Raw genomic sequence first — 20555 nt, 5'->3', positions numbered from 1 at the left:
TTGAACTTCTACGTTTGGCGATATGAAAGGAACCACATATGATCAGAAAAATGTATATGAAACGATTCATCTATTTCTTTGTTTTTTTTCTGTTGCTGACGTTAAGTTTGTTTTTCGTGATGAACCGATTGAGCTCCAAGACACTTGAAGAAAATCTGATTGGCGCTTCCAAAAACCAGCTTGATTATGTGAAAGGCATTCTGGACGGGATTATATACGAGGCTAACATGTACGGAGTTCAATATGCAGCTGACAGTGATGTCCGATTTTATCAGAGGCATGTTATCGAGCTGAGCAATTACGATTCCCAAATGAAGAAAAACGATATCGTTGAGCGCTTGCGGCAAACGCTCCTCTCCAGTCGATCGATTGAATCGATCGGCATTTACTGGAAGTCTGAAGAAACGTTTCTGTCCACTAACAGTGCGCCGGAGGAGAGACTTCCGTTCAAGGATGTTCATGGGCGGGGATGGCAAATCGTCGGCAATAGCTTGTATTACTTTGCCCTCTACCCTTACATCCAAAAATCCGGACAAAATGAACCGACTCAGTACGTCGTTGGTGTAAAGCTGAATACCGATTATTTGAAAAATCTGCTGAAAAAGGCTGTGAACAACGACAGCTCAAACGCTTTTTTTTGGTTTAATTCCCATCAGCTATGGAGTGAGAAAGAAGTCGACAACGATCTATTGAAAGCGGTTACTAATATGATTTCTCCACAGCCGGAGATCACTTTGAAATATGATTATCACACCAAGTCGGACGATTACTATGTTCTTTCCCGATACATTGAATCAATCGACGCCTACCTGATTACATATACACAGACGAATGATTTTCTGCAACCGATTGACCGCAACCGTAAAGTTTTTTTTGCCAGCATCTTAGCCGTTTTCACGCTTGGTCTGGTTGTGATCTTTACGTTTTACCGGAACTATTACCGTAATATTCGTTTGTTGGAGCGGAAGTTTTCACAGGTCGAACAAGGCAATCATAATACACGTATTACCGAAAATACGGATAGAGAGTTTTACAGCCTGTTCAGAAGTTTTAATCATATGGTTACCGAGATCCAGGATCTGTTCGTATCCTTGAAGACTGAAACGGAACTCAGACGAAGTGCGGAACTTCAACAACTCCAGGCTCAGATCAATCCTCATTTTTTGTACAATAGTTTGTTTTTCATCATGTCGGTGGCTCAATTTTCACCTGATTCTGTCATGCGCATGAGCAAACATCTAGCTGAATATTATCGTTATTTAACGAAGTTGGACCGGCATGAAGTCACGCTGGAAAGCGAGCTTCAGTTTGCGGAACATTTCCTGATTATTATGGCTCTTAGCAAAAAAATGGAGTACAGCATTGATCTGCCGCCAGAACTGTCCTGCCTTCCCCTCATGCCGCTGATCATCCAGCCAGTGGTTGAAAATGCGATTCAACATGGAATTGAAGGACAACAAGGTGCCCATCGGGTGAAAATTGATGTAAAACAGACGGAGGCTGGAATAGCGATCAAGGTCTCCGATGACGGCAAAGGTCTTTCACTCGATGATATCCGTAGCCTGGAGGGTCGGCTTGAGAGTGATACCCCGCCTGAAGGAATTAAAGGCGTAGGGCTCTGGAATGTAAATCAACGTCTGAAAAATACGTACGGTGAACTTAGCGGGTTACATTTTACTACTAATGATTGGGGCGGCTTGTCCGTCCTGCTGCTCATTAGCATTCCCGTGGTGAAAGGAGATAACTAATGCGATTATTAATTGTGGATGACGGACATTATGTCGTGGAGTATATGAAGCACTTGCTCGATTGGAACACCTTTGGCATTGATCAGATCGAGACGATGACCAATTCGATTGAAGCCCGAGACATGTTGACTCAAAACCACATCGATATTCTGATCACTGACATCCGAATGCCTGAGGTGTCTGGTATTGATTTGCTTCAACATATCCACCAACATAACTTGCCAACCAAAGTGATCATCCTTTCCGGCTACTCCGAGTTCGAATATGCACAACAAGGAATCCGTTTAGGTGCGCTCGACTACTTGCTCAAACCTGTCGACAAAGATGATGTGGAGAAAGCCATGTCCAAAGCCATCAATAATATTGCAAAGATACGGCCCACTCAATCTGTCGCATGGGAGAACTTCAATGGATTGGGGTATTTGCTTTCGCTTCTTGGTCATAACGAGACATTAAGGAAGCAATATGATGCTTATACTGAATTTTTAGGGCGTCGTCGTATGTGCTGCTTCAAGCTCGAGGGTTTTACACAGGAACATGAGGATGTTATAAAACATGCTGTCGGAGACAAATTGGATCGTCTCGTTTGGAATGCGGGAACACGACTGTTTGCTTTTATTCCGGAAGAAGCTGCTGGAGAACTGACTATCAAACTGGAGCAATCGGTCGTGTCTCCTCCATTTTTGTTGGCTGATCGAAATGTGACCCGACAGATGTTCTACAGGTTCTTCCATAATGAGGAAGTATGCCCGGAAGACTTCATTGGCATATTCAACCATTCTCCATCATGCGGTGATTGGGAGTCGGCGGGAAATATCATTAAAAAATATGATCAAATCCGTCTCCAAAAGCAAAAAGTAATCTTTCTTATGGAGACCATTCTATATGTATATCTGACGGATAAGGATCGCGATCCCTCTGAAACCGTGGAGTGGATATTCAACCAGTTACGCTATCCTGATGAACTATCCTCAACTCTCATGGGTCGAGTCAGTCGGATCAGAAACAACAAACAGATGTCCATTCAAACCATCGTTGACAAAGTACAAACGTATATCGAAGACCATCTGTCACATGGCCTTAGCCTGGACGAACTGGGGAAAGTTGCACACCTCCATCCCGTCTACTTTTCCAAACTGTTTAAACAGGAGACAGGAGAAAATGTGTCAAACTACATTTCCAGGAAGAGGTTGGAGAAGGCTTCTCAATTGCTTCAAGATTCGGAACTCCGTGTAGCCGATATAGCCCAGATGGTTGGTTACCGAAAAAATCAATATTTTATCCAGTTGTTCAAAGTGGAATACGGAGTTACGCCCTATCAGTATCGGAGAAATATGATCCACAAATGAAATTCTATAGATGCTGATGTGATTTAGCTATACTGTCGGCTATTATGTTCTTTGTGAGCAGTTGTAGTCTTCCACCAGCGCGAAACAAGTTCTTGTCTTCAGCAGAGGACAAGAATTAGTACTCCTTAATCGATTCTGAATATCCTCTAATCTTGCTAGTCAACCAAAGCACAGCAGGAAACATAATGCCGAAAATCATGGCATAATAAGGCCACACTTGATTTAACTCGATTATGAATGACATGTTAGGCCATATGAAATTGGCCATGGCTAATATGATCAATATCAGAGGAATCAACAGAACGTTAGCATTACGTAGGCGAAAAGCATCCGCAAGCCCTTGGGCGGAAATATACAGAAGCAGTGCAAGGCGGAAAAAAATAGTAATGAACCAGACGATTGCCAGGATGATTTCGAATCGCTGAAGAAACTCGCCTATATTTATGGTTCGGTCAATAAAAAATGTAGGAAACGTCAAATCCGCTATTACACCAGCGCTGATGACTGTGATGATCTGCAACATCATAAAAAAATACATAGTGCCGCTAATTAAAGCACTCACAATGACTGACTTTCTCCATTGTTTCGGATCCGAGAAGTGATGTGCAAAAAAAAGATAGAGGATCGCTTCTGCATAAGGAAAAGCGAATAAATTGATCGATGCGAGAACGACAGGTTTCAAACCGTTTTCCAAAATAGGAAAAAGATTATTTATCTCGACCTCAGGAAGAAGAGTGATTCTGACCAATAGATATAGGACTAAAAAGAAAAAGAACAAAACTTCTGCAGACCGGCCAATAACGACTGGACCCGACCGGACAGCGAGATATACGGCTATAAGCATAATGAAATATATGGCATCATAAGGTGTTTCGGGCATTATAGATGTCGTCACAAAGTCGCCTAGATTTCGAAGTGTCATGATACACTCAAGAAAGGGAAAGGAAAAAATGAAAACTGTGGCAATCGTACCGCCCAGAGGGCCGAAGAGACAACGTAGATACTCCACAAAAGTTCTCCCTTTCATGTGCCTGGCGATAGAGGTATACAACGGTATCAACATCAGATGAACGGCCAAGGAAATGGGAATAGAAAGCCAAGCATCCTGTTTAGCAACAGAGGTAATAGCCGCTGGCAGCACTAAGTATGCACTTCCTATTTGATATAGAGCAAACCATGTAATGGCCTGGCGAACAGTCAGCTTGGTATTCACTCCAAAGTCCCCTTCTATGATAATATTGTTGCAATGAACTCGCTTAATGGTTGGAATAGAATCCGAATTCCTACCAGTGGACTCGGCAGTTCAATATGCGCTATTCTCAGAACGTTAAGTGTAACTCCAACAGCAAAGAATACCATGCCACATACGATTTCACGTATGTAGTGCTTCTCCTTCAATGCTCGAAATTCAATAATCATTGCGACAAATGATCCCACAAGTATTACATATAACATATACATCCACTCCTAATTGTTCTGATAGGAATCGACGGAATTGGTGATTTTTCCGACACGGTTCAAACGATAACGGAGATTAATATCTACCTGGAGATTTTGAAATTTTCTTGTCCAGTCCGCTTTCCATTTATGCCACTCATATGGGTACTTTCGATGAAAAGCCTCTCCGAACCCGAATATATCGGAACCGATCTGCTGCGCATTTTGAATGCCTTCTTTCAAAATTTTCTCCTGTTCTTCTCTGCCTGCATCTTGAAACGCATTAAACGTCTTTTCATCCTTCAGGTCAGCATTACACGTGACCTCTCCGATGTTGGCTTCTGTATCCACTTCAAGAGTAATGTGTGGCTCATTGTCTTTTATTTTTGGAATGATTTTTACGTTGTTATGAATGACTTCAAAAGCAAACTTCCCTTCGGAATTCGGACAGCTAACGGAAGCAACTGTACTGGAAACGCGGTTGGATATGTAGGTAAAAGCCTTGCTCTTGGATTCTTCTATCCAGCCAGTCAAACGGTCACCCTGAAAAACACCAATTCCGGTAAATAAATAATTCACATGTTGAGGTGATTTTTTCACGTTATCGATGGTAAGACCTTTATTCAGATTGTTCAATCGAATGCCTGTAAGAACAGGCTCGATGCCGTCTTTTGTTAAACGTTGAAGAAGATCTTTGACATCGACCGCGGAGGTGGGTGCCCATGTTTTCTCAGATACTTTCAAAGCTTTATACATATCCATTGCAGGTAAAACCTCGGTTGGAGCTACAAAAGAAACGGCATCCTTCGCCGAACTTCCCCTGACAATAGCCAAATGGAAATCAGGCCGAACTTCATGATCCCGGAACAGAAAATCCAATGGCTTCTTAATGCCTTTTCTTGCCGTGTTCTCGTCAAAGATTACAAACTTTAAGTGTGACATGTACATTTTCCGAGATGATTCGGTTGTCAGTTTGCGAATGGCTTCAAATAGGGTATCAGCGCGGCTGGAAAAAACGATTGTTGGCGACCGTTCCATAGCCCGATTACGAGACATTTGAGAAGGGTCAACAACTTGCAGACTGATCTCATATTGATCATCCACTGTATCAATACCCAGAGCTATCACGACGGAAATTTCGTTCAGCTCCTTACTGTTCCAACAACCCGTAACAACGACCATTAGCAAGATGTAAACAAGCGGTTTTAAAATTCTGGATCGGTACGAGTTCATGGGGCCTACTCCTTTTGTTTTGTGTGCTGCTTTGTTTTATTCCTGAATGGAAAACGCAGTACGGCATCACTTTGCTTTGACGAATTGTAATTCGCAAAAGGACTCATATACGGCACACCAAATGAATGAAGGCTATTCAGATGTACAAAAAGTATGAGCATGCCAACAGTCAAACCATATACTCCATAGATAGCGGCTAACCCGATAAACACAAATCGCAATATCCGGATTGGAATGGCCATGGTATAAGAGGGTATAACAAAGCTTGAAATAGCTGTAATGGCAACGACAATGACCATAACAGGTGAAACAATGTTTGCTTCTACGGCAGCTTGGCCAATAACGATGGAACCGACAATAGACACTGCCTGACCGACCGTTCTTGGCATTCGAAGGCCTGCCTCTCTCAGAATTTCAAAAATCACTTCCATGATGATTGCCTCTACAAATGCCGGAAAAGGTACTCCTTCACGCTGCGCGGATAAACTTAATAACAGTACCGTGGGAATCATATCCTGATGGAACGTTGTTAACGCAACATATATGGCTGGAGCCAACATACATATTGCCAGGGAGATGTATCTTAATATTCGAATAATACTGCTGTAAATATAAGATTGATAATAATCCTCGGCAGATTGAATGAAATCAACAAACACCGCAGGGGCAAGAATAACGAAGGGGGTTCCATCTACGAATATTGCAATTTTGCCCTCCATGACTCCTGCTGCAATAGAATCTGGACGATCCGAATTATAGAAAATCGGAAAAATAGTAAACTGTTTCTTCTCTGTGAGGGATTCTTCGAGATATTCGCCTTCAAGCACACGATCTACGCTCATGCTTTTTAATCTGGATATCAAGTTCAGAACCATGTCCTGATCAGCGATCCCATCCATATACATGACCGATATGTCCGTCTTGGTTTTTTCACCAACTTTGACGTTTGTTAGTCGCACTCTTGTATCTTTGACCCTGCGGCGAACCATTGTTGTATTTGTGCGTAACGTTTCCGTAAACGATTCTTGCGGACCTCTGATAACAGGCTGCACCTTCGATTCGGTAATGCTGCGTTCTTCCCATCCTGGCAAGGAAATAACTAATCCTTCATCCATACCGTCCAGTAACAGTAGAGCTCCGCCTGAAAGGATTTGATCCAACGCATCTTCAAAGCTCTGAACCAAACTTGCTTCGCCGACATCCAGAATGCTATTTTTTAAAAATGGTAAAGACATCTCATCCCTATCTGAAAAGGCGAATTCATGCAATGGACGAATCACATTGTCTTGTACCTTCTGCATATCAACCATGCCGTCCAAATAAAACAGAGCGGCGTGATTCCTTCCAATTGTGATCTCACGAACCACAAAATCAGAACTGTTTCCCATGAAGTCACAAATTAGATCAATATTGCGAACGATTTGTTTGGAAAATTTGGGTTGCAACTTCATTTTCACAATCCCCCTTGATTATGTAGTATTGGTACTAATACGAAATATAATCAATGAGTTGTATGAGTACTCCGTCCCATCCTCCTTGCGAACAGGAGGTCCAGCCCCCCCACTCAAAACAGAAAAGCAAAAAAGCCGCTATTTTAGATTAGCGACTTTGAATGATCCTATATAACTTACGATTTAAGCTCTTTAATTATTTTGGCGGTACACCCGTTTAATACAATTATATATGGCAATGAAAAAAACCAACTTCCACTCTTAAGTTCACAGAGTGTGTTGGTCTTTTTAGAGCAATTAATGGGTTAAGTCGATCACCTTATCAAAGCAATATGAATCTCTGTCATAGCCGTTATGTTCATAAAAAGCATGGGCGTTGGTTCGTTTCATTCCACTACATAAAATAATACTTGATATTCCCCGTTCTTTAGCATAATTTTCAGTCTGTCTTAGTAGTTTTGTACCTATTCCTCTGTTTTGCAGCTCCCTTTTAACAGCAAGAGCTTGAATATGTAGATACCCCATTGGAACGCCTACAGATAATGACTGTACAATTGTTACAAAACCGACGACTTCATTATCTATTAGTGCGACAAATGTTTTGTAATTCCCGGCCTTATTCATCTCTTCCATAGTCACTCGGAAGTTTGCATCATTAACATTACGAATTTCAAGTACATCATTCCATAAAAAAACAACTTCAGCATAATCATCGGATATAATTTCTCGTATTTTAATATTCATGCTAAACCCCCTCAAGATAAATTAATCGGACAATCTCCCCTATAACTATTGGTGATAAGGTTCTAGTCGCGGTCTGTAACGGCAAGTTATAAGGCCATCCTTTGTGGGGATGACCTATATTATAATCTTAATTTTTCAGTTGTCTTCTTCGTTAACGCCTGCATTTCGCTCATATAAAAACGTTATTTTTTCTTCACAGGTATCCAGATCTCACCTGAAACATTCCCATGTCGTGCCATTCCATAATACATTTCGAAAGTAGGGCCCTCAACCTGTTCGTATTCAGATGTAGGAAACCACTCAGAATAGATTCGTTGCCATAATTTTTGCATATCACACTGCGGCTCTGGGAAAACCGCCCACGTTAATGGTGGGACAGCAAGTTTTGTGAATCTCTCCGGAATTTCAAGCCCCTTAGATACATGATAACAGATCATGTATTTGAAAGATTCTTTCGTGTGATCATAAAGGGCGGCATGTAGCATGGTATCACCAAAACGTCCCAGTAAGTCATTCATATGATCAACGCTGCCATCCTCATCACATTTTATACGGAATTGAGGTACTTCAGCGAACGCTGTTTTCTGGTCTGCATTTATAATTCCATATACTCCAAACATCTCAAAAGAATCTCTTTGCTCAATACGGTAATTCATTTCGACATCCCCTTTTATTGAAATATGAAAGGACATTCGAGGATAGGCTTTTAGCGAAACGCCTGTATCGCGAGCAGATGTAGGCATAATACCATGAAGATTCTTAAAGGCCCGTGCAAACGCCTCTGGCGATTCATATCCAAATTTCATAGCTACATCAATAACCTTTGTGCTTGTTGTCTGCAATTCAAATGCCGCCAATGTCAACCGTCGACGTCGAATGTACTCCGATAACGATACGCCAGTAATAAATGGAAACATTCTTTGAAAATGATAGGTAGAGCAAAAGGCTCGCTGTGCTATCTCATCAAATGAAATAGTGTCCGCTAGATTTGTTTCGATATATTCCATGGCGCCATTCATCCTATCCAACCAATCCATCGTACTCCCTCCCTTCAAGGTGATTTTATGGGAAATAATTAATGAATACCTTGCAATTTCTGCACGAAAAAGTCAGGTGAAAGCTTGCTCTTATATATGATACGGTTCACCGGCTCATCACTGGAGTGATCAAGAACAAACTAGACATAAGCGTATTATCTGGAAGTACAACGATAGGACTGGTTTTCCCTGCGAATCTTATTCGTACACTCGCGCAATCCATGTTTCGAAGTATATCGAAAAAGAACTTCCCATTAAGTGATATCATAAATTCTTCCCCACGCATCTCTAATATTGGAATTTCATTCTGAATATCTCCAACATCGGCTGTTTTGGACAATAGTTTTAATGTGTCTGCATTAGCTACTAGTTTGATCACATGTGCACTAGCCATTACAGTTACACATTCAACCGCTTTCAACAAACATGCTTTATCAACTGAGATTTCACACACATACGATTGAGGAATTACATTCATCATGGATGGGAATGTTCCTTCAATAAGAGCCGACTCCACTTTCAGTCCATTTGTCGTGAAATTAACTCGATGGTTAATCACTTCAATTTCAGTCGTTTCATCTGTTTTGTTTAACATTTTCGACAATTCATAGAGATTTTTCGCTGGAATAATAACGTTCACACTGTTGTTGGCAGCATTTTCTAAATTTAAGGTTCGGTATGCAAGCCGCACTCCGTCTGTAGCAATTACGTTTAGACAATCATTACGGAATTCCAACGAAACTCCTGTTAGTATGGGGCTGGTATCGGACGTTGAAGCTACGATCGCTAGCTGTTTAATAGTCGAACGAAGTAAGGAAGTATTAATGCGTAGTTTAGTAGAAGGGAACGCCTCTCCATCATCAATGGAAGGGAATTCTGTAGGGTCCATGCCGCATAAACGTAATTGAGAATGACCGGATACAATCGAAAGAATCATTGGCTCTTTAATTTCAAGTATAATTTGGTCATCATTAAATTTACGAATAATATCGTGAAAATAACGCGATGGTATAACGATAGCCCCTGCTCTTTTTACAGTCAGAGAAACATCATCATGAGCAATCATAGACTGTATCGTCAAACTTGTATTACTTGCCGTAAAAGTAACGCCATCTGCACCTGCTTGAATATGTATTCCTTGAAGAATTGGTATCGAACTATTTGCTGCTACTGCCTTTATCACATATTGTATGGCATTCATAAGAGAATCTTTTGTTATCTCTACCAGCAAAGACCTCACCTACCTCGAATAAAGAAATTATTATGAATAGAAGGACTCAATGATGTTACGTATAGCCTCCGAACGAGAAAGTTTATGCTCTGTGCAATGGTTTTCGATTTCTCCCCACATGTCCTCTGTTAGAGTTAAAGATATTTTTTTAGTCACACCTATACTCTTTCTCCCAGAACCTTCTCGCAGACCACCTCTCGAAAAGACAAAACCTAACTGGCCTTCTTTATTAGAGACACCAACTTTAATGTTATTGTTGTTCAATATAATAACACTCCCGAATTTTGATTTAGGTAACCTCATTCAAACAGATCCCTTCTCATCTTATCATGTCTCTACATGGATTTACAATATTTTAAAAGCAATTGCTGAAGAACAACTCATCGAATGTAAAGATGGGAGTATCTCAGAAGGAATTCCTTCTCTTCAAGCACCAACTCGATGAAATAACGTCTCTATGATTCGTTAGAATCAATCCTATGCAAATGGGAGCAAATAGCGTCTGCTAGGTCCGTTAGAACTGCATAATCCTGACAAAAGGCTGTACCCGGTCATGCTCATGACTCACAGGACAGCCCCAATAAAACAATTACGTATAGACACCTTTTTTATATATTCTATGATCCATCAATGAGAGCGAATAAATAACTTCATCAAATTGATATAAAACGGGTTGACCATGTAGCCATTCGGACTTACGGAATATCTCTTACCCGTGTCCAACCGTCGTATTTGTTCCATCTCCTTCTCATTCAACTCAAAGTCGAATATTTCGCTGTTCTCTTTTATCCTTTGAGGATTCGATGATTTGGGGATGACAATAATTCCACGTTGCAGATGCCAGCGCAAAATGACTTGCGCAACCGACTTCTGATGACGAAGGGAAATTGCCGCCAGCTCCGGATGCTCCAGCAGCGCTTTGCTACCCTGCCCCAACGGTCCCCAAGCCTCATGCAGAATCCGATGCCGAACCATATAATCATGCAATTCATGTTGCGGAAATTCCGGATGGGTCTCGATCTGATTTACCATCGGCGAAATCCGGGAATGTTTCTTCAGATGCTCTAGATGCCGGATCTCGAAATTGGCTACACCTATAACTTTGATTTTACCTGCGTCGTATAACTCTTCCATCGCCTTCCAAGCATTCACGTATTGAGGACCAGCAAAATGAATCAAATACATATCGAGATATGTTACGTTCAGCTTCTGGCAAGTCTGCTCGAACGCCCTTTTCGTCGCACGGTAGCCCAGGTCTGTCGTCCATACCTTGGAGGTAATGAAGAACTCCTCCCTGGGAATGCCGCTGTTTTGGATGACCCGACCTAACACCGCTTCATTACCATAAATTTTGGCCGTATCGAAATGGCGATAACCCATTCGAATAGCCTCCTCGGCAGTCCTCTCGAAGGTCCCCCCGTCTTTGATCTTATATAGGCCGAACCCTAGTTGAGGAATGCCCACTCCGTTTGCGGCTGCGACTGTCTGATTCATTCGCAACTCCCCCTGTTTCCTATTTGTTGTTCCGATGCTTGTTCTTCGCATTGCGCTAGCAACTTTTCTATTTGGTTCACCAGGTTTTTTAACAATTTCAACTTGCTACCGGAGTCAAGGCTGTAATAGTTGAGAGTTCCTTCTTTACGAACACTTATTATCTCTGATTCTTTCAATATTTTCAGATGATGTGATACGGTTGGTCGGGAAAGGTGAGTCTTCATCCTGATCTCTCCTACGCGCATGCCGGGTTTTTGCGGCCCTTGAATCAAGGCTATGAGGATGGCTTGCCGGGTTTCGTCTCCGATCGCATTCAACACCTTCTGATTGTTCTTAAATTCGATAGCAATCGTGGTCGCAAGTTCCTGATCCAAGTAAATTATCCCCTTCCATTTAGAACGTGCAATACTTTTGTAGATACAGCCTATCACAATCTCGGATTCGGCTGTACATCGGGTAAGAAATTCAAGAACCTATTTTTCCCATGTCTTAAGACAAAGGATATATGTCCAGATTGAAACTGATCCAATCTAATGTGTTAGTTGCCTCCCAGTTCTTCGAAAAATGTAGTAAACTCCTTCATTGCTTCCGCCGCGCTGATTGATGCGATTGAAGACGTATCCCAAGCAAAAGTTATCCATAATTATCTAATCGATCATTGAAATAAGTCCTTTCCCCTTCAACCCCTAAGATAGGAAATTACATGGATAAAACAAAAAAGCCGCTGCTTTAGCGACCTTGAATGATATTATAAACCAACGATTCAAACGCATTGAATACCTAATCTGCAGCAGATTATTCTATGAAAAATATTTCCCTGAGTGCAAATCTTCTATTTCTTGAGAAAGTCTTTTAGTATGTGGTTTCATATAAAATTGAGCTTTTTGCAAAATATCTGTTTGCCCACCTAGATCATACAAGATTGTAGTAGATAACACTTGTACAATATAAAGGCTCGTTTGAGTTGCCATCCATTCGAAAAAATCAAAAAACTTCTCAAGTTGTTCTGTGTCATCATTTTCACGAAGCAATCCTTCAACATAATTAGCCACTTCATCACCAAAAAACACATGTCCTAGAAACTCTTGATTTAATTCCAAGTGCTCTATGTAACAATCGAAAAATTCAGGAAAAAGTTTTAAGAATTGATTGATTAAAATGTCTCCGTCCATTCTTAAACCTCCATACGTACCCATAATCACTGTTCTTTTCGTTTAAAAAACATCTTGCCAACCATAAGTCCCATAGCCGATGAACAGATCAGATATCCAAAGAACAAGAATAGTAAATAAACACCATGAAGATCTGCAGGAATCTGTTTTACACCTTCAAACCAAACAAAACGAAAAGGATAAAAGATGACTACCCAAATGATCAGCAAAAAAAGAAGAAAATTAATAATTTTTAGCACAATAACGATCCTTTCAAGTCTGAGTGGAAAAAGTTGAATGTATATGCTTCATCTATCATTTCGCATTACCTTACCACTGCCCGCACTATAATAGTTAGCTTATGTATCAGAATTGATATGTTGAATCTTTAAAACTACAAACTGTAACAGGAAACATTGGGAATATTTCTTATTATTCGGTGAGTATAACAAAAAAAGGTAATATAAGCGCACAAAATTAATTATGGTCATTCTTCGAGCTAGAACAAACTACCTACTCTTAGGGGCAATACCAGCGTAACTGAAACCACCCGCAAACATATGGATAAAAATGCAAGAACCCACCTATTCTGGAGAGTTCTTTTACGAGTGATAAATGTACCAATTGTGGCCTGTTTATTAAACTAACGTTATCCGTTAGCGGAATGACCTATTTTAATTTATGGTTGGTTTTATAGACTCTGCCGAAATCGTCTCACACCCGTTGAATATCGCAAACTTTTGGACACAACTGTTCAAGGCTGTTCGCAATTGCGTTGTTTGCTTCAGACCGTTCTCGTACCAGATGTTTTTAAGAACGAGCGTTCCAGTTTTTCGCTCCACGATTATCTCGGCCCGTCCAATGAAGCTTTCTCCATATAATAGAGGCAGCACATAATAGCCGAATTTTCGTTTGATTGCAGGCGTGTAAATCTCCCATGTGTAATCGAAGCCAAACAATTTGTTGATAAGTTTTCTGTCCCATATGAAATTATCTAGAGGGGCAATAAGTTCACAACGCAATTTCTGCTCCTGATTTCTCAGAACAACTTCAATAAGCGGTAAATCCTCCGCGAGGCAGTAAAGCATATCCTTCATTTGTTCCACAGCAACAGCAACAATACGATTTTCGTGTAATAGCTGGCGAAAAACCTCGGTGCGCTGTGCTGCTTTCAGCCCCCATATATTCAGCCATGCATCTGACGCACGATTCCATAAGAGACCAACAGAGCCGATTCGACGCAGTACCCGCCACTTATGATGCTCAAGCTCATCCTCCAGCGGCTCTGATGCATTCAGCAGATTTGGTTGTATGTACTTCTTAGCTATATCGTAATATTTACGCGTTCCTTTTTTATGATGGATAATCAACTCACCCGTCGAATACATCTGTTCCAGCACCGATCGAGATGAATTGTTTCCACCGCTCCAGTGGATGGCCGATTGCCAAGAGAAATCCCCATCCAATTTTAAATCATCCGAACTTAGTGCACCGTGATTTTGAATATGAGCCCGTACTTGCGTAGTCAACGCTTCCATTTCGGGATAGCGTTTGGCATGTTGCCTTGCGGCTTGCCTGTATCGCTCAAAATACGGCCAGTCCTCGACAGAGATAATGGCTAGGTTCTTGTCTGGATAATCGACAAGGCTTCTATCCTCATATAGCAACTCGGCGAGCATTCCCTTGGTAAATCCCTTTATTCGCGACTGTAGCACCAATTCGGCGTTTTTTCCGCAAACATCGATGGGGTCGTATTGAATGCAGCTGACCTGCCGAGCAAAGTCCAATACACCCTGCTTTTCACTAAATTTATATTCGCCCAAAAGTCCATGCTTCAGCAATAGAAATTGCCGTGCCTGGCGGTTTGTTAATTGGATCATGTTTACACCTACCTCTAATTTAAATGCAATACCGAACTCAAACCAATCTTCAGCCGCCTATTAAAGACTCTAACTTTGAGGAGCCACTACCAAGAAAGACATCTATTCGTTATTGCATTTCTTTTGTTGGACCCATCACGGGCGGTACTGGTAAGCCTGCTTGACGTAATAGCACCGTCATTTGGCCGCGGTGATGTGTTTGGTGGTCAATTAAGAAACGTAATAATGAACCTTTTGTTGCAAGACTTTCTAAGCCTGTTTCTGTTAGCAAGTCCTCATTTGATAGCTTGGCTACCTCTTCTTTGACCGCCTCTGCTGCTTTTTCGTAAGCTGCTACAATTTCTCTTGCTGTCGCTGGAACTGGCTCATCTTGACCAATCATTGGTACAGTTAAACCTGCTAAATGACTAAAATAACCTGTTGTTTCTGCTAAATGCCAGCCTAACCAACCTAGTGTACTATGCCCTTCTAAAATACTTTGTCCTAATTTATCATCTGTTACGGCTTGTAATACTTGCAATGTTCCTTTCACAGCCACTGCCCATTCCTTTAAAAAATCATCCACTTGTCGATACATCCAAACTCCTCCTCCATCATTCACGTCTCTTGTATCATACAAAATATTTACTCAAAAGAAAAGGAAAAAACAAACATATGTTCCCGTTAAAAAAAGCATACAAAAAAACATCTGTATCGGCTAAACTTAACTGTCCGTCCCCATTAATAAAATAAGTACCGAATTTATTTTTGTATACAGAACTTCGAGCTATTTGAGATTCTTATTATCTAAAATATACATTTTGATATACTTATTACAATTGAAAGTTCCTATATTGGCAGTATTTTAATTTCGGACTTGAAGCCCTTACCTAATTAGTTACCTGAACCGCAACTTGTCACCTATTCCAGTAAAGAAGAAATTACAGCTGCCCTTAAGGAAGCGGGAATTAACAAGTTTCACTACATCGATGATCCGTGGTTTAACTTGCTTCCAGATGGTGTTATTGAGGTTTTTGTGAAGCAACAAAATGTATATTTCAGTGATTCCCCTTATTAGCAGACGAAACAGATAAGCTGTACTTTATGAAAAAGGAAGGATCCGACTGGCGTATCTTATCTGTTACAAATTAGTATCTTACAAAAAAAGAAGCCCTTTCTTTAACAGAACGAGCTTCTTTTTGCGTTTCACGATAACACATTATGCTTACTGAACACCAGGCGCGTTTTCATTCGTAGTTAAGTTCGATCTTTTCTTCTTTCTTGGCTGCCCTTTCCAGGACAGATATGTCCAAATCCGTAGCAGGTACTCGACAGGACCATTGCTAAATTTCTTGAGATAGAGCGGACTGAGCCACAATTGAATACCGTACACAGCAAGTGCAATAATTGCTCCGATAAACACGCCAGCACTTCCAAACAGTCCCAGGCCATATCCATAGAAAATTGTCGTACAGATTACGCTCTGCATCAGGTAATTCGTCAACGAGAGACGGCCAACCGCCTCGAACCTGCCCAACAGGCTGGAATGGCGACTTCCCGCATACAACAGTGCAAATGCATAAATGTATCCGAGTGCAAGCAACGTTCCTCCAAGCGTCCCCCCGATTCCAATTCCGAGCCAACCTTCCGCACCCAATTGTGGCGCCAATACGCCGTATGCTTTGAGTATCAAACCAACTGGAATCAATAATGATGCCCGGCGAAGATACATAGTCCGCATCGCTTGCGGATCGCTAAACGTGCCGATTCTGGCAGCGCGCATGCCGAACAGGAACATCGGCACCGTCATGAGTGGTGCTAACATCAGGGCTATCAAGGCATATGACAGCTCCAAATCCCCGCCGAATGGATCGCCGTTATTACTGAAATTCCTGATTTCCGCGTATGTGCCGTTGCCGTAAACATCCTGACTTTGAATGATGTAGTTCTCCATATGAATGGACTCAATCGCCAGCGGGTTCATCGGATTAGATGCCGGGAGACCAAGTATGCCCGCTCCCACGAGTAGCAGTACCGCCCAAATAAGCAGCGTTATAGGCTTCCGATTAAGGAACATGAGCAGGAAGAAACCGAGTACGCCATAAAACGTCAGGATATCCCCTTCCCACAGATAGATGATGTGCAGTAATCCGATTCCAAACAGTAGTAGAAAACGGCGTGCCAGATGACATTTTGGTCGTAAATCTCGTGATTTTAGGCTTTCCGAGAGCTTAACCATTCCAAAGCCAAACATAAATGCAAAAATCGGCATAAAACTGCCCACCACAGTGATCAGCAGGAACGAGAGGAAAGCCTGATCTGCTCCGCCAATCCCGAACAGTTGGGGTTTGCTCTGGCCATACATTCCATATTGGAAAGCCAGCATATTCGCCAGCACAATGCCGGCCAGACTGAATCCACGCAGTCCATCAATGACTTGAACGCGCTTTGTTGATGTGCTCAATCAATCACCTCTGTCTATAACATAAAGATCAGATCTAAATATACGTTAAATCCTTCCATAATTTCAACATAAATTAATAAGTGAACATTTAAATTGTGATTTACTTTAACGTACCAATACAACAAAAACAAAAAAAGTCGCTAAATTTAGCGACTTTCAGTTTGAACACCTTAAATAGTGACAATAATCGGACCATTTTTAGTAAGAATAATGGTATGTTCTATTTGAGCTACATAGCTGTTTTTAGTAACAAAGGTCCAGCCATCTCCTGTTTGTTCTACTTCTTCTTCTGAAGTTGAGATAAATGGCTCGAATGCGATAACCATACCTTCTTTTAACAATTCATCATCCGATGGATCATTATAATTGTAGATGTGGTCAGGTGCTTCGTGTATTCCACGTCCAACACCATGTCCTGTAAGGTTTTTGATAACCGTTAATTCATGCTGTCTGGCAGTTTGGAATACGGCTTTTCCGATTCCGCTTTTTTTGGAGCCCGGTTTTGCTTTTTTAAGACCTGCTTCAAATGCCAGTTTAACAACGTCGCATATTTTCGTTAATACTTCTGCACCTTCGCCTACGACAAACGAGATTCCCGTATCTGCAAAATAACTGTTCTTGGAACCAGACACATCAATATTGACGATGTCCCCTTCTTGAATAACCCGATCTCCAGGAATACCATGTGCCACTTCTTCATTAACACTAATACAAGTAAATCCCGGGAAATTATATTCACTTTTTGGAGCAGAAACTGCGCCAGCTTTCTCAAAAAGCTCTCCTGCCAAATCATCAAGTTCTTTAGTGGTTATGCCTGGGATAGTTCTTTGAACCAATTCATCTCTAATAGCAGCAACAATTTTGCCAATTTCCTTCAAGCCATTAAAATCTTCTTCTGTTCTTGCGATCATTTTTTCTACCTCACTATCTTTTATCACTAATTGATTACATAAGTATTTTTTTGATTGAACATTAGATAATCATATCCAAAGCAGCAAAGCTTCGCAACTTTTTTATCAAGTTCACAGATCAAAATCCGATGAGTTCAAATACTGTCAGTGAAGTTGTTAGAGTTGATAGTATTCCATTAACTCGGATACAACAGCAACAAGTCTGTCCTTCACACGCTGTGGTTCGATGACTTGAATGGATTTCCCATAGGAGAGGAGAAAATAGGGGACGTATGTATCAATCGATTTTTCATCAAATAAAAAGATGGCTTGATTAGAAGTCCGCTCTTTCAGATAATGTCCCATAAACCAATGCAGCCCCAAGTCATCCAATGCCTCTGATCGGCCTTCGATAACCAAGGAAATTAACCCCTCTTTGCCCACTACATCAGGTAACAAATTTTGCATAAATAATTCACGGGCTGAAAAAACTTCCGAACGCTTAAAGCGCAGCGAAGTAGGCTTCATTCGTAGAATACGATCTGCCCGAAAGCTGCGGAATTCATTTCTCAGGTGGCAAAACGCAATGGTATACCATTTATTATTCCAGTAAACCATTCCATACGGGTCTATTACTCTATTCTTGGGTTGTTCATCACGGCTTCTGCGATAATCAATTTCGACAGAGCAGTCATTAGCCACGGCTTGCTCCAATTCCGCCAAGATCGGCTGAACGGATGGATCTCCCATACGATTGATAACGTTAAATCCAGCTAAATGACGACGAAGTGTGTTTTCCTGATCCTGATTTGAATACATTTTCAATTTGGATGTTGCATTGTCCAATGCCTCACTCAAAGGATATCCAGCTTCTTTTGCAAACACAGCAGCTTGGAGAAGTGCCTTTTTTTCATCAATATCAAATAACAGAGGTGCTTTGATATGCTGATTCAGCAAGCTATACCCGCCGTTGTGACCTGTATCGGAAATAATCGGTACTCCACTGGCACATAATGCATCAATATATCGATATACGGTTCTTATATTGATTTCTAACTTTTCGGACATCTGTTTTGCAGTTACTTTGGTGCCTGAATTCAGCATCCATAAAATGGCTAACATATTATCGTTCTTTGGCATAACCTGCACCCTCATCTTCAATTCATTATTGGATATCTCTACATTATATGAGTACAGCATATTTTACATAAAACAACTGCGTTGGGCGATACTACCTAGAAATATATTCTCCAGTTTGGAGCGAAGGCCAATGAAGCAATCCACATCTAATATTAATACCTCCGAGGTTATTATTGTAGTTATCAATTCCATACTCGGAGCTGGAATTTTAACACTCCCTCGCACAATTAGTAAAGCAGTAGGGACACCTGATGTATGGATTTCTGTCATTTTATCAGGATTAATTGTAACCACAATCAGCATCCTCCTTGTAACCTTGTGTCGTAGATTCCCCGGTAAAACGGTATTCGAATTTATACCCGAAATTACAGGTCAGTGGATTGCTTATCTATTGGGACTTTTAATTATCGTGTATTTTGTTGTTCTTTGTTCATTCGAAGTTAGAGTCATGGCCGAAATTACAAGTATGTACATCCTTGAGCGCACGCCTACTTGGGTCACCATTATGGTCAGTTTGTGGATTGGGATTTATATGTTAACGGGTGGTCTTAAGGTCATCATCCGGGTCTTTTCAATCGTGTTGCCCGTTACGCTTGTACTGCTAGCGCTGGTTTTCCTTTTAAGCACCAAGATGTTTGAACTTAATAACCTCAGACCACTCCTGGGCGATGGATTCATGCCTGTGTTGAAGGGTCTTAAACCTTCGTGTCTCTCCTATTCCGGATATGAAGTGTTACTCATCATCACAGCTTACATGGTGGACGTGAAAGCGAGCAATAAAGCTGCTATATACAGCATACTTAGTTGTACGATCATATATTTGGTCACGATTGTCACCGTGGTGGGGAATTTATCCTTGCCAGGAATTCAAACACGAATGTGGCCAACGTTCGACATGGTTCGGAGTTTTGAAATTGAGGGGTTTCTATTCGAACGTTATGAATCACTGTTCATTGTGTTTTGGCTGATGCAAATCTTTGCAACCTATGCGTTCAAACACTATTTTGCGGCAATCGGGATCCGAGATTTGTTTCGTCTCAAAAATATTACGATCATACAATTCGCAATGCTGCCGGTCTTGTATGTAATTGCTTACTTGCCTAAAAACCTGGAGGAAACGTTAGCTTTGGGTGATTTTCTTGGCAATATATCCATTTTTTTATTTGGCTTGTTACCACTGCTACTGCTGATCATTAGTTTTGTTCGTAAAAAAGGCGGGAAGCAGGCTTCTAGTGAAGCCCTTAAGGCAGGCTGAATGTTTGGTTCTTATTGTATGTAGACAGTACCAAAAAGCAAAAAAAGCCGCTAAAATAGCGACTTTTAATGG

At 41.2% G+C, this 20555-nt stretch carries 19 protein-coding genes; 4 read left to right on the top strand and 15 right to left on the bottom strand.

All coding sequences use genetic code 11. The features are described from left to right. Positions 1-38: 38 nt before the first annotated feature. Positions 39-1748: a histidine kinase gene (locus MHB85_RS15380; RefSeq protein ID WP_192131531.1), complete on the top strand. Its 1710-nt coding sequence runs from the start codon at positions 39-41 to the stop codon at positions 1746-1748. Beyond that, a complete protein-coding gene (locus tag MHB85_RS15375) occupies positions 1748-3097 on the top strand; it encodes a response regulator transcription factor (protein ID WP_192131533.1) in 1350 nt (449 codons plus the stop codon). Before MHB85_RS15380 ends, MHB85_RS15375 begins: the two co-directional genes overlap by 1 nt. A gap of 115 nt (positions 3098-3212) precedes the next feature. Here the strand turns inward: MHB85_RS15375 and MHB85_RS15370 are convergent, their stop codons facing one another. The 7 genes from MHB85_RS15370 to dnaN all read right to left on the bottom strand — a co-directional run bounded on the left by MHB85_RS15370 (position 3213) and on the right by dnaN (position 10239). Beyond that, the gene (locus tag MHB85_RS15370) at positions 3213-4310 is read right to left on the bottom strand and encodes an endospore germination permease (protein WP_192131535.1); all 1098 of its coding nucleotides are present in this window, start codon (positions 4308-4310) and stop codon (positions 3213-3215) included. Between the two features lie 14 nt (positions 4311-4324). Further along, a complete protein-coding gene (locus tag MHB85_RS15365; RefSeq protein ID WP_091018986.1) occupies positions 4325-4552 on the bottom strand; it encodes a hypothetical protein in 228 nt (75 codons plus the stop codon). Positions 4553-4564: 12 nt separating this feature from the next. Next, positions 4565-5767, bottom strand: coding sequence for a Ger(x)C family spore germination protein (locus MHB85_RS15360; RefSeq protein ID WP_091018988.1), 1203 nt, complete (start codon positions 5765-5767; stop codon positions 4565-4567). 5 nt (positions 5768-5772) lie between these two features. Beyond that, positions 5773-7218, bottom strand: coding sequence for a spore germination protein (locus tag MHB85_RS15355; protein WP_091018990.1), 1446 nt, complete (start codon positions 7216-7218; stop codon positions 5773-5775). Between the two features lie 297 nt (positions 7219-7515). After that, the gene (locus tag MHB85_RS15350; RefSeq protein WP_091018992.1) at positions 7516-7962 is read right to left on the bottom strand and encodes a GNAT family N-acetyltransferase; all 447 of its coding nucleotides are present in this window, start codon (positions 7960-7962) and stop codon (positions 7516-7518) included. Between the two features lie 182 nt (positions 7963-8144). Then, the gene (locus MHB85_RS15345) at positions 8145-8999 is read right to left on the bottom strand and encodes an AraC family transcriptional regulator (RefSeq protein ID WP_192131537.1); all 855 of its coding nucleotides are present in this window, start codon (positions 8997-8999) and stop codon (positions 8145-8147) included. Positions 9000-9105: 106 nt separating this feature from the next. After that, the gene (gene dnaN / locus MHB85_RS15340) at positions 9106-10239 is read right to left on the bottom strand and encodes a DNA polymerase III subunit beta (protein ID WP_258170168.1); all 1134 of its coding nucleotides are present in this window, start codon (positions 10237-10239) and stop codon (positions 9106-9108) included. A gap of 43 nt (positions 10240-10282) precedes the next feature. On the opposite strand from dnaN, the gene MHB85_RS15335 reads away from it, so the two are divergent. Then, positions 10283-10675: a hypothetical protein gene (locus MHB85_RS15335; protein WP_181155418.1), complete on the top strand. Its 393-nt coding sequence runs from the start codon at positions 10283-10285 to the stop codon at positions 10673-10675. Positions 10676-10857: 182 nt separating this feature from the next. On the opposite strand, the gene MHB85_RS15330 is transcribed toward MHB85_RS15335, so the two are convergent. From MHB85_RS15330 to MHB85_RS15295, 8 genes are all read right to left on the bottom strand, one after another. Continuing rightward, a complete protein-coding gene (locus MHB85_RS15330; RefSeq protein WP_192131539.1) occupies positions 10858-11724 on the bottom strand; it encodes an aldo/keto reductase in 867 nt (288 codons plus the stop codon). Beyond that, positions 11721-12098, bottom strand: coding sequence for an ArsR/SmtB family transcription factor (locus tag MHB85_RS15325; protein WP_105598778.1), 378 nt, complete (start codon positions 12096-12098; stop codon positions 11721-11723). Before MHB85_RS15325 ends, MHB85_RS15330 begins: the two co-directional genes overlap by 4 nt. A 426-nt stretch (positions 12099-12524) precedes the next feature. Continuing rightward, a complete protein-coding gene (locus MHB85_RS15320) occupies positions 12525-12896 on the bottom strand; it encodes a DUF7674 family protein (RefSeq protein ID WP_105598777.1) in 372 nt (123 codons plus the stop codon). Between the two features lie 653 nt (positions 12897-13549). Further along, complete coding sequence (locus tag MHB85_RS15315; RefSeq protein ID WP_105599143.1) at positions 13550-14755, bottom strand: winged helix-turn-helix domain-containing protein; 1206 nt, start codon at positions 14753-14755, stop codon at positions 13550-13552. A 109-nt stretch (positions 14756-14864) separates the two neighbouring features. Further along, positions 14865-15332, bottom strand: a complete 468-nt coding sequence (locus MHB85_RS15310) for a DinB family protein (RefSeq protein WP_105598775.1) — start codon at positions 15330-15332, stop codon at positions 14865-14867. A 627-nt stretch (positions 15333-15959) separates the two neighbouring features. Beyond that, entirely contained in the window at positions 15960-17198 is a 1239-nt protein-coding gene (locus MHB85_RS15305) for a DUF418 domain-containing protein (RefSeq protein WP_192131542.1), read from the bottom strand. A 170-nt stretch (positions 17199-17368) separates the two neighbouring features. Further along, a complete protein-coding gene (gene map / locus MHB85_RS15300; protein WP_091019006.1) occupies positions 17369-18109 on the bottom strand; it encodes a type I methionyl aminopeptidase in 741 nt (246 codons plus the stop codon). Between the two features lie 156 nt (positions 18110-18265). Continuing rightward, complete coding sequence (locus MHB85_RS15295; RefSeq protein WP_192131544.1) at positions 18266-19228, bottom strand: helix-turn-helix transcriptional regulator; 963 nt, start codon at positions 19226-19228, stop codon at positions 18266-18268. Positions 19229-19358: 130 nt separating this feature from the next. Between MHB85_RS15295 and MHB85_RS15290 the strand changes: the two genes are divergently transcribed. Next, on the top strand, positions 19359-20483 hold the full coding sequence (locus MHB85_RS15290; RefSeq protein ID WP_192131546.1) for a GerAB/ArcD/ProY family transporter: 1125 nt from the start codon (positions 19359-19361) through the stop codon (positions 20481-20483). Positions 20484-20555: the final 72 nt, after the last annotated feature.

Origin of the sequence: Paenibacillus sp. FSL K6-4396 (genome assembly GCF_038002525.1) — a bacterium.
Lineage (GTDB): Bacteria > Bacillota > Bacilli > Paenibacillales > Paenibacillaceae > Paenibacillus > Paenibacillus amylolyticus_B.
This window is presented reverse-complemented; position numbering and strand designations above follow the sequence as displayed.

Excerpts from the sequence above, each read along its gene's own strand:
- MHB85_RS15380 (WP_192131531.1), top strand. The coding sequence starts at position 39 with ATGATCAGAAAAATGTATATGAAACGATTCATCTATTTCTTTGTTTTT.
- MHB85_RS15375 (WP_192131533.1), top strand. The coding sequence starts at position 1,748 with ATGCGATTATTAATTGTGGATGACGGACATTATGTCGTGGAGTATATG.
- MHB85_RS15365 (WP_091018986.1), bottom strand. The coding sequence starts at position 4,552 with ATGTTATATGTAATACTTGTGGGATCATTTGTCGCAATGATTATTGAA.
- MHB85_RS15360 (WP_091018988.1), bottom strand. The coding sequence starts at position 5,767 with ATGAACTCGTACCGATCCAGAATTTTAAAACCGCTTGTTTACATCTTG.
- MHB85_RS15355 (WP_091018990.1), bottom strand. The coding sequence starts at position 7,218 with ATGAAGTTGCAACCCAAATTTTCCAAACAAATCGTTCGCAATATTGAT.
- MHB85_RS15350 (WP_091018992.1), bottom strand. The coding sequence starts at position 7,962 with ATGAATATTAAAATACGAGAAATTATATCCGATGATTATGCTGAAGTT.
- MHB85_RS15345 (WP_192131537.1), bottom strand. The coding sequence starts at position 8,999 with ATGGATTGGTTGGATAGGATGAATGGCGCCATGGAATATATCGAAACA.
- MHB85_RS15335 (WP_181155418.1), top strand. The coding sequence starts at position 10,283 with ATGTTACGTATAGCCTCCGAACGAGAAAGTTTATGCTCTGTGCAATGG.
- MHB85_RS15330 (WP_192131539.1), bottom strand. The coding sequence starts at position 11,724 with ATGAATCAGACAGTCGCAGCCGCAAACGGAGTGGGCATTCCTCAACTA.
- MHB85_RS15320 (WP_105598777.1), bottom strand. The coding sequence starts at position 12,896 with ATGGACGGAGACATTTTAATCAATCAATTCTTAAAACTTTTTCCTGAA.
- MHB85_RS15315 (WP_105599143.1), bottom strand. The coding sequence starts at position 14,755 with ATGATCCAATTAACAAACCGCCAGGCACGGCAATTTCTATTGCTGAAG.
- MHB85_RS15310 (WP_105598775.1), bottom strand. The coding sequence starts at position 15,332 with ATGTATCGACAAGTGGATGATTTTTTAAAGGAATGGGCAGTGGCTGTG.
- map (WP_091019006.1), bottom strand. The coding sequence starts at position 18,109 with ATGATCGCAAGAACAGAAGAAGATTTTAATGGCTTGAAGGAAATTGGC.
- MHB85_RS15295 (WP_192131544.1), bottom strand. The coding sequence starts at position 19,228 with ATGCCAAAGAACGATAATATGTTAGCCATTTTATGGATGCTGAATTCA.
- MHB85_RS15290 (WP_192131546.1), top strand. The coding sequence starts at position 19,359 with ATGAAGCAATCCACATCTAATATTAATACCTCCGAGGTTATTATTGTA.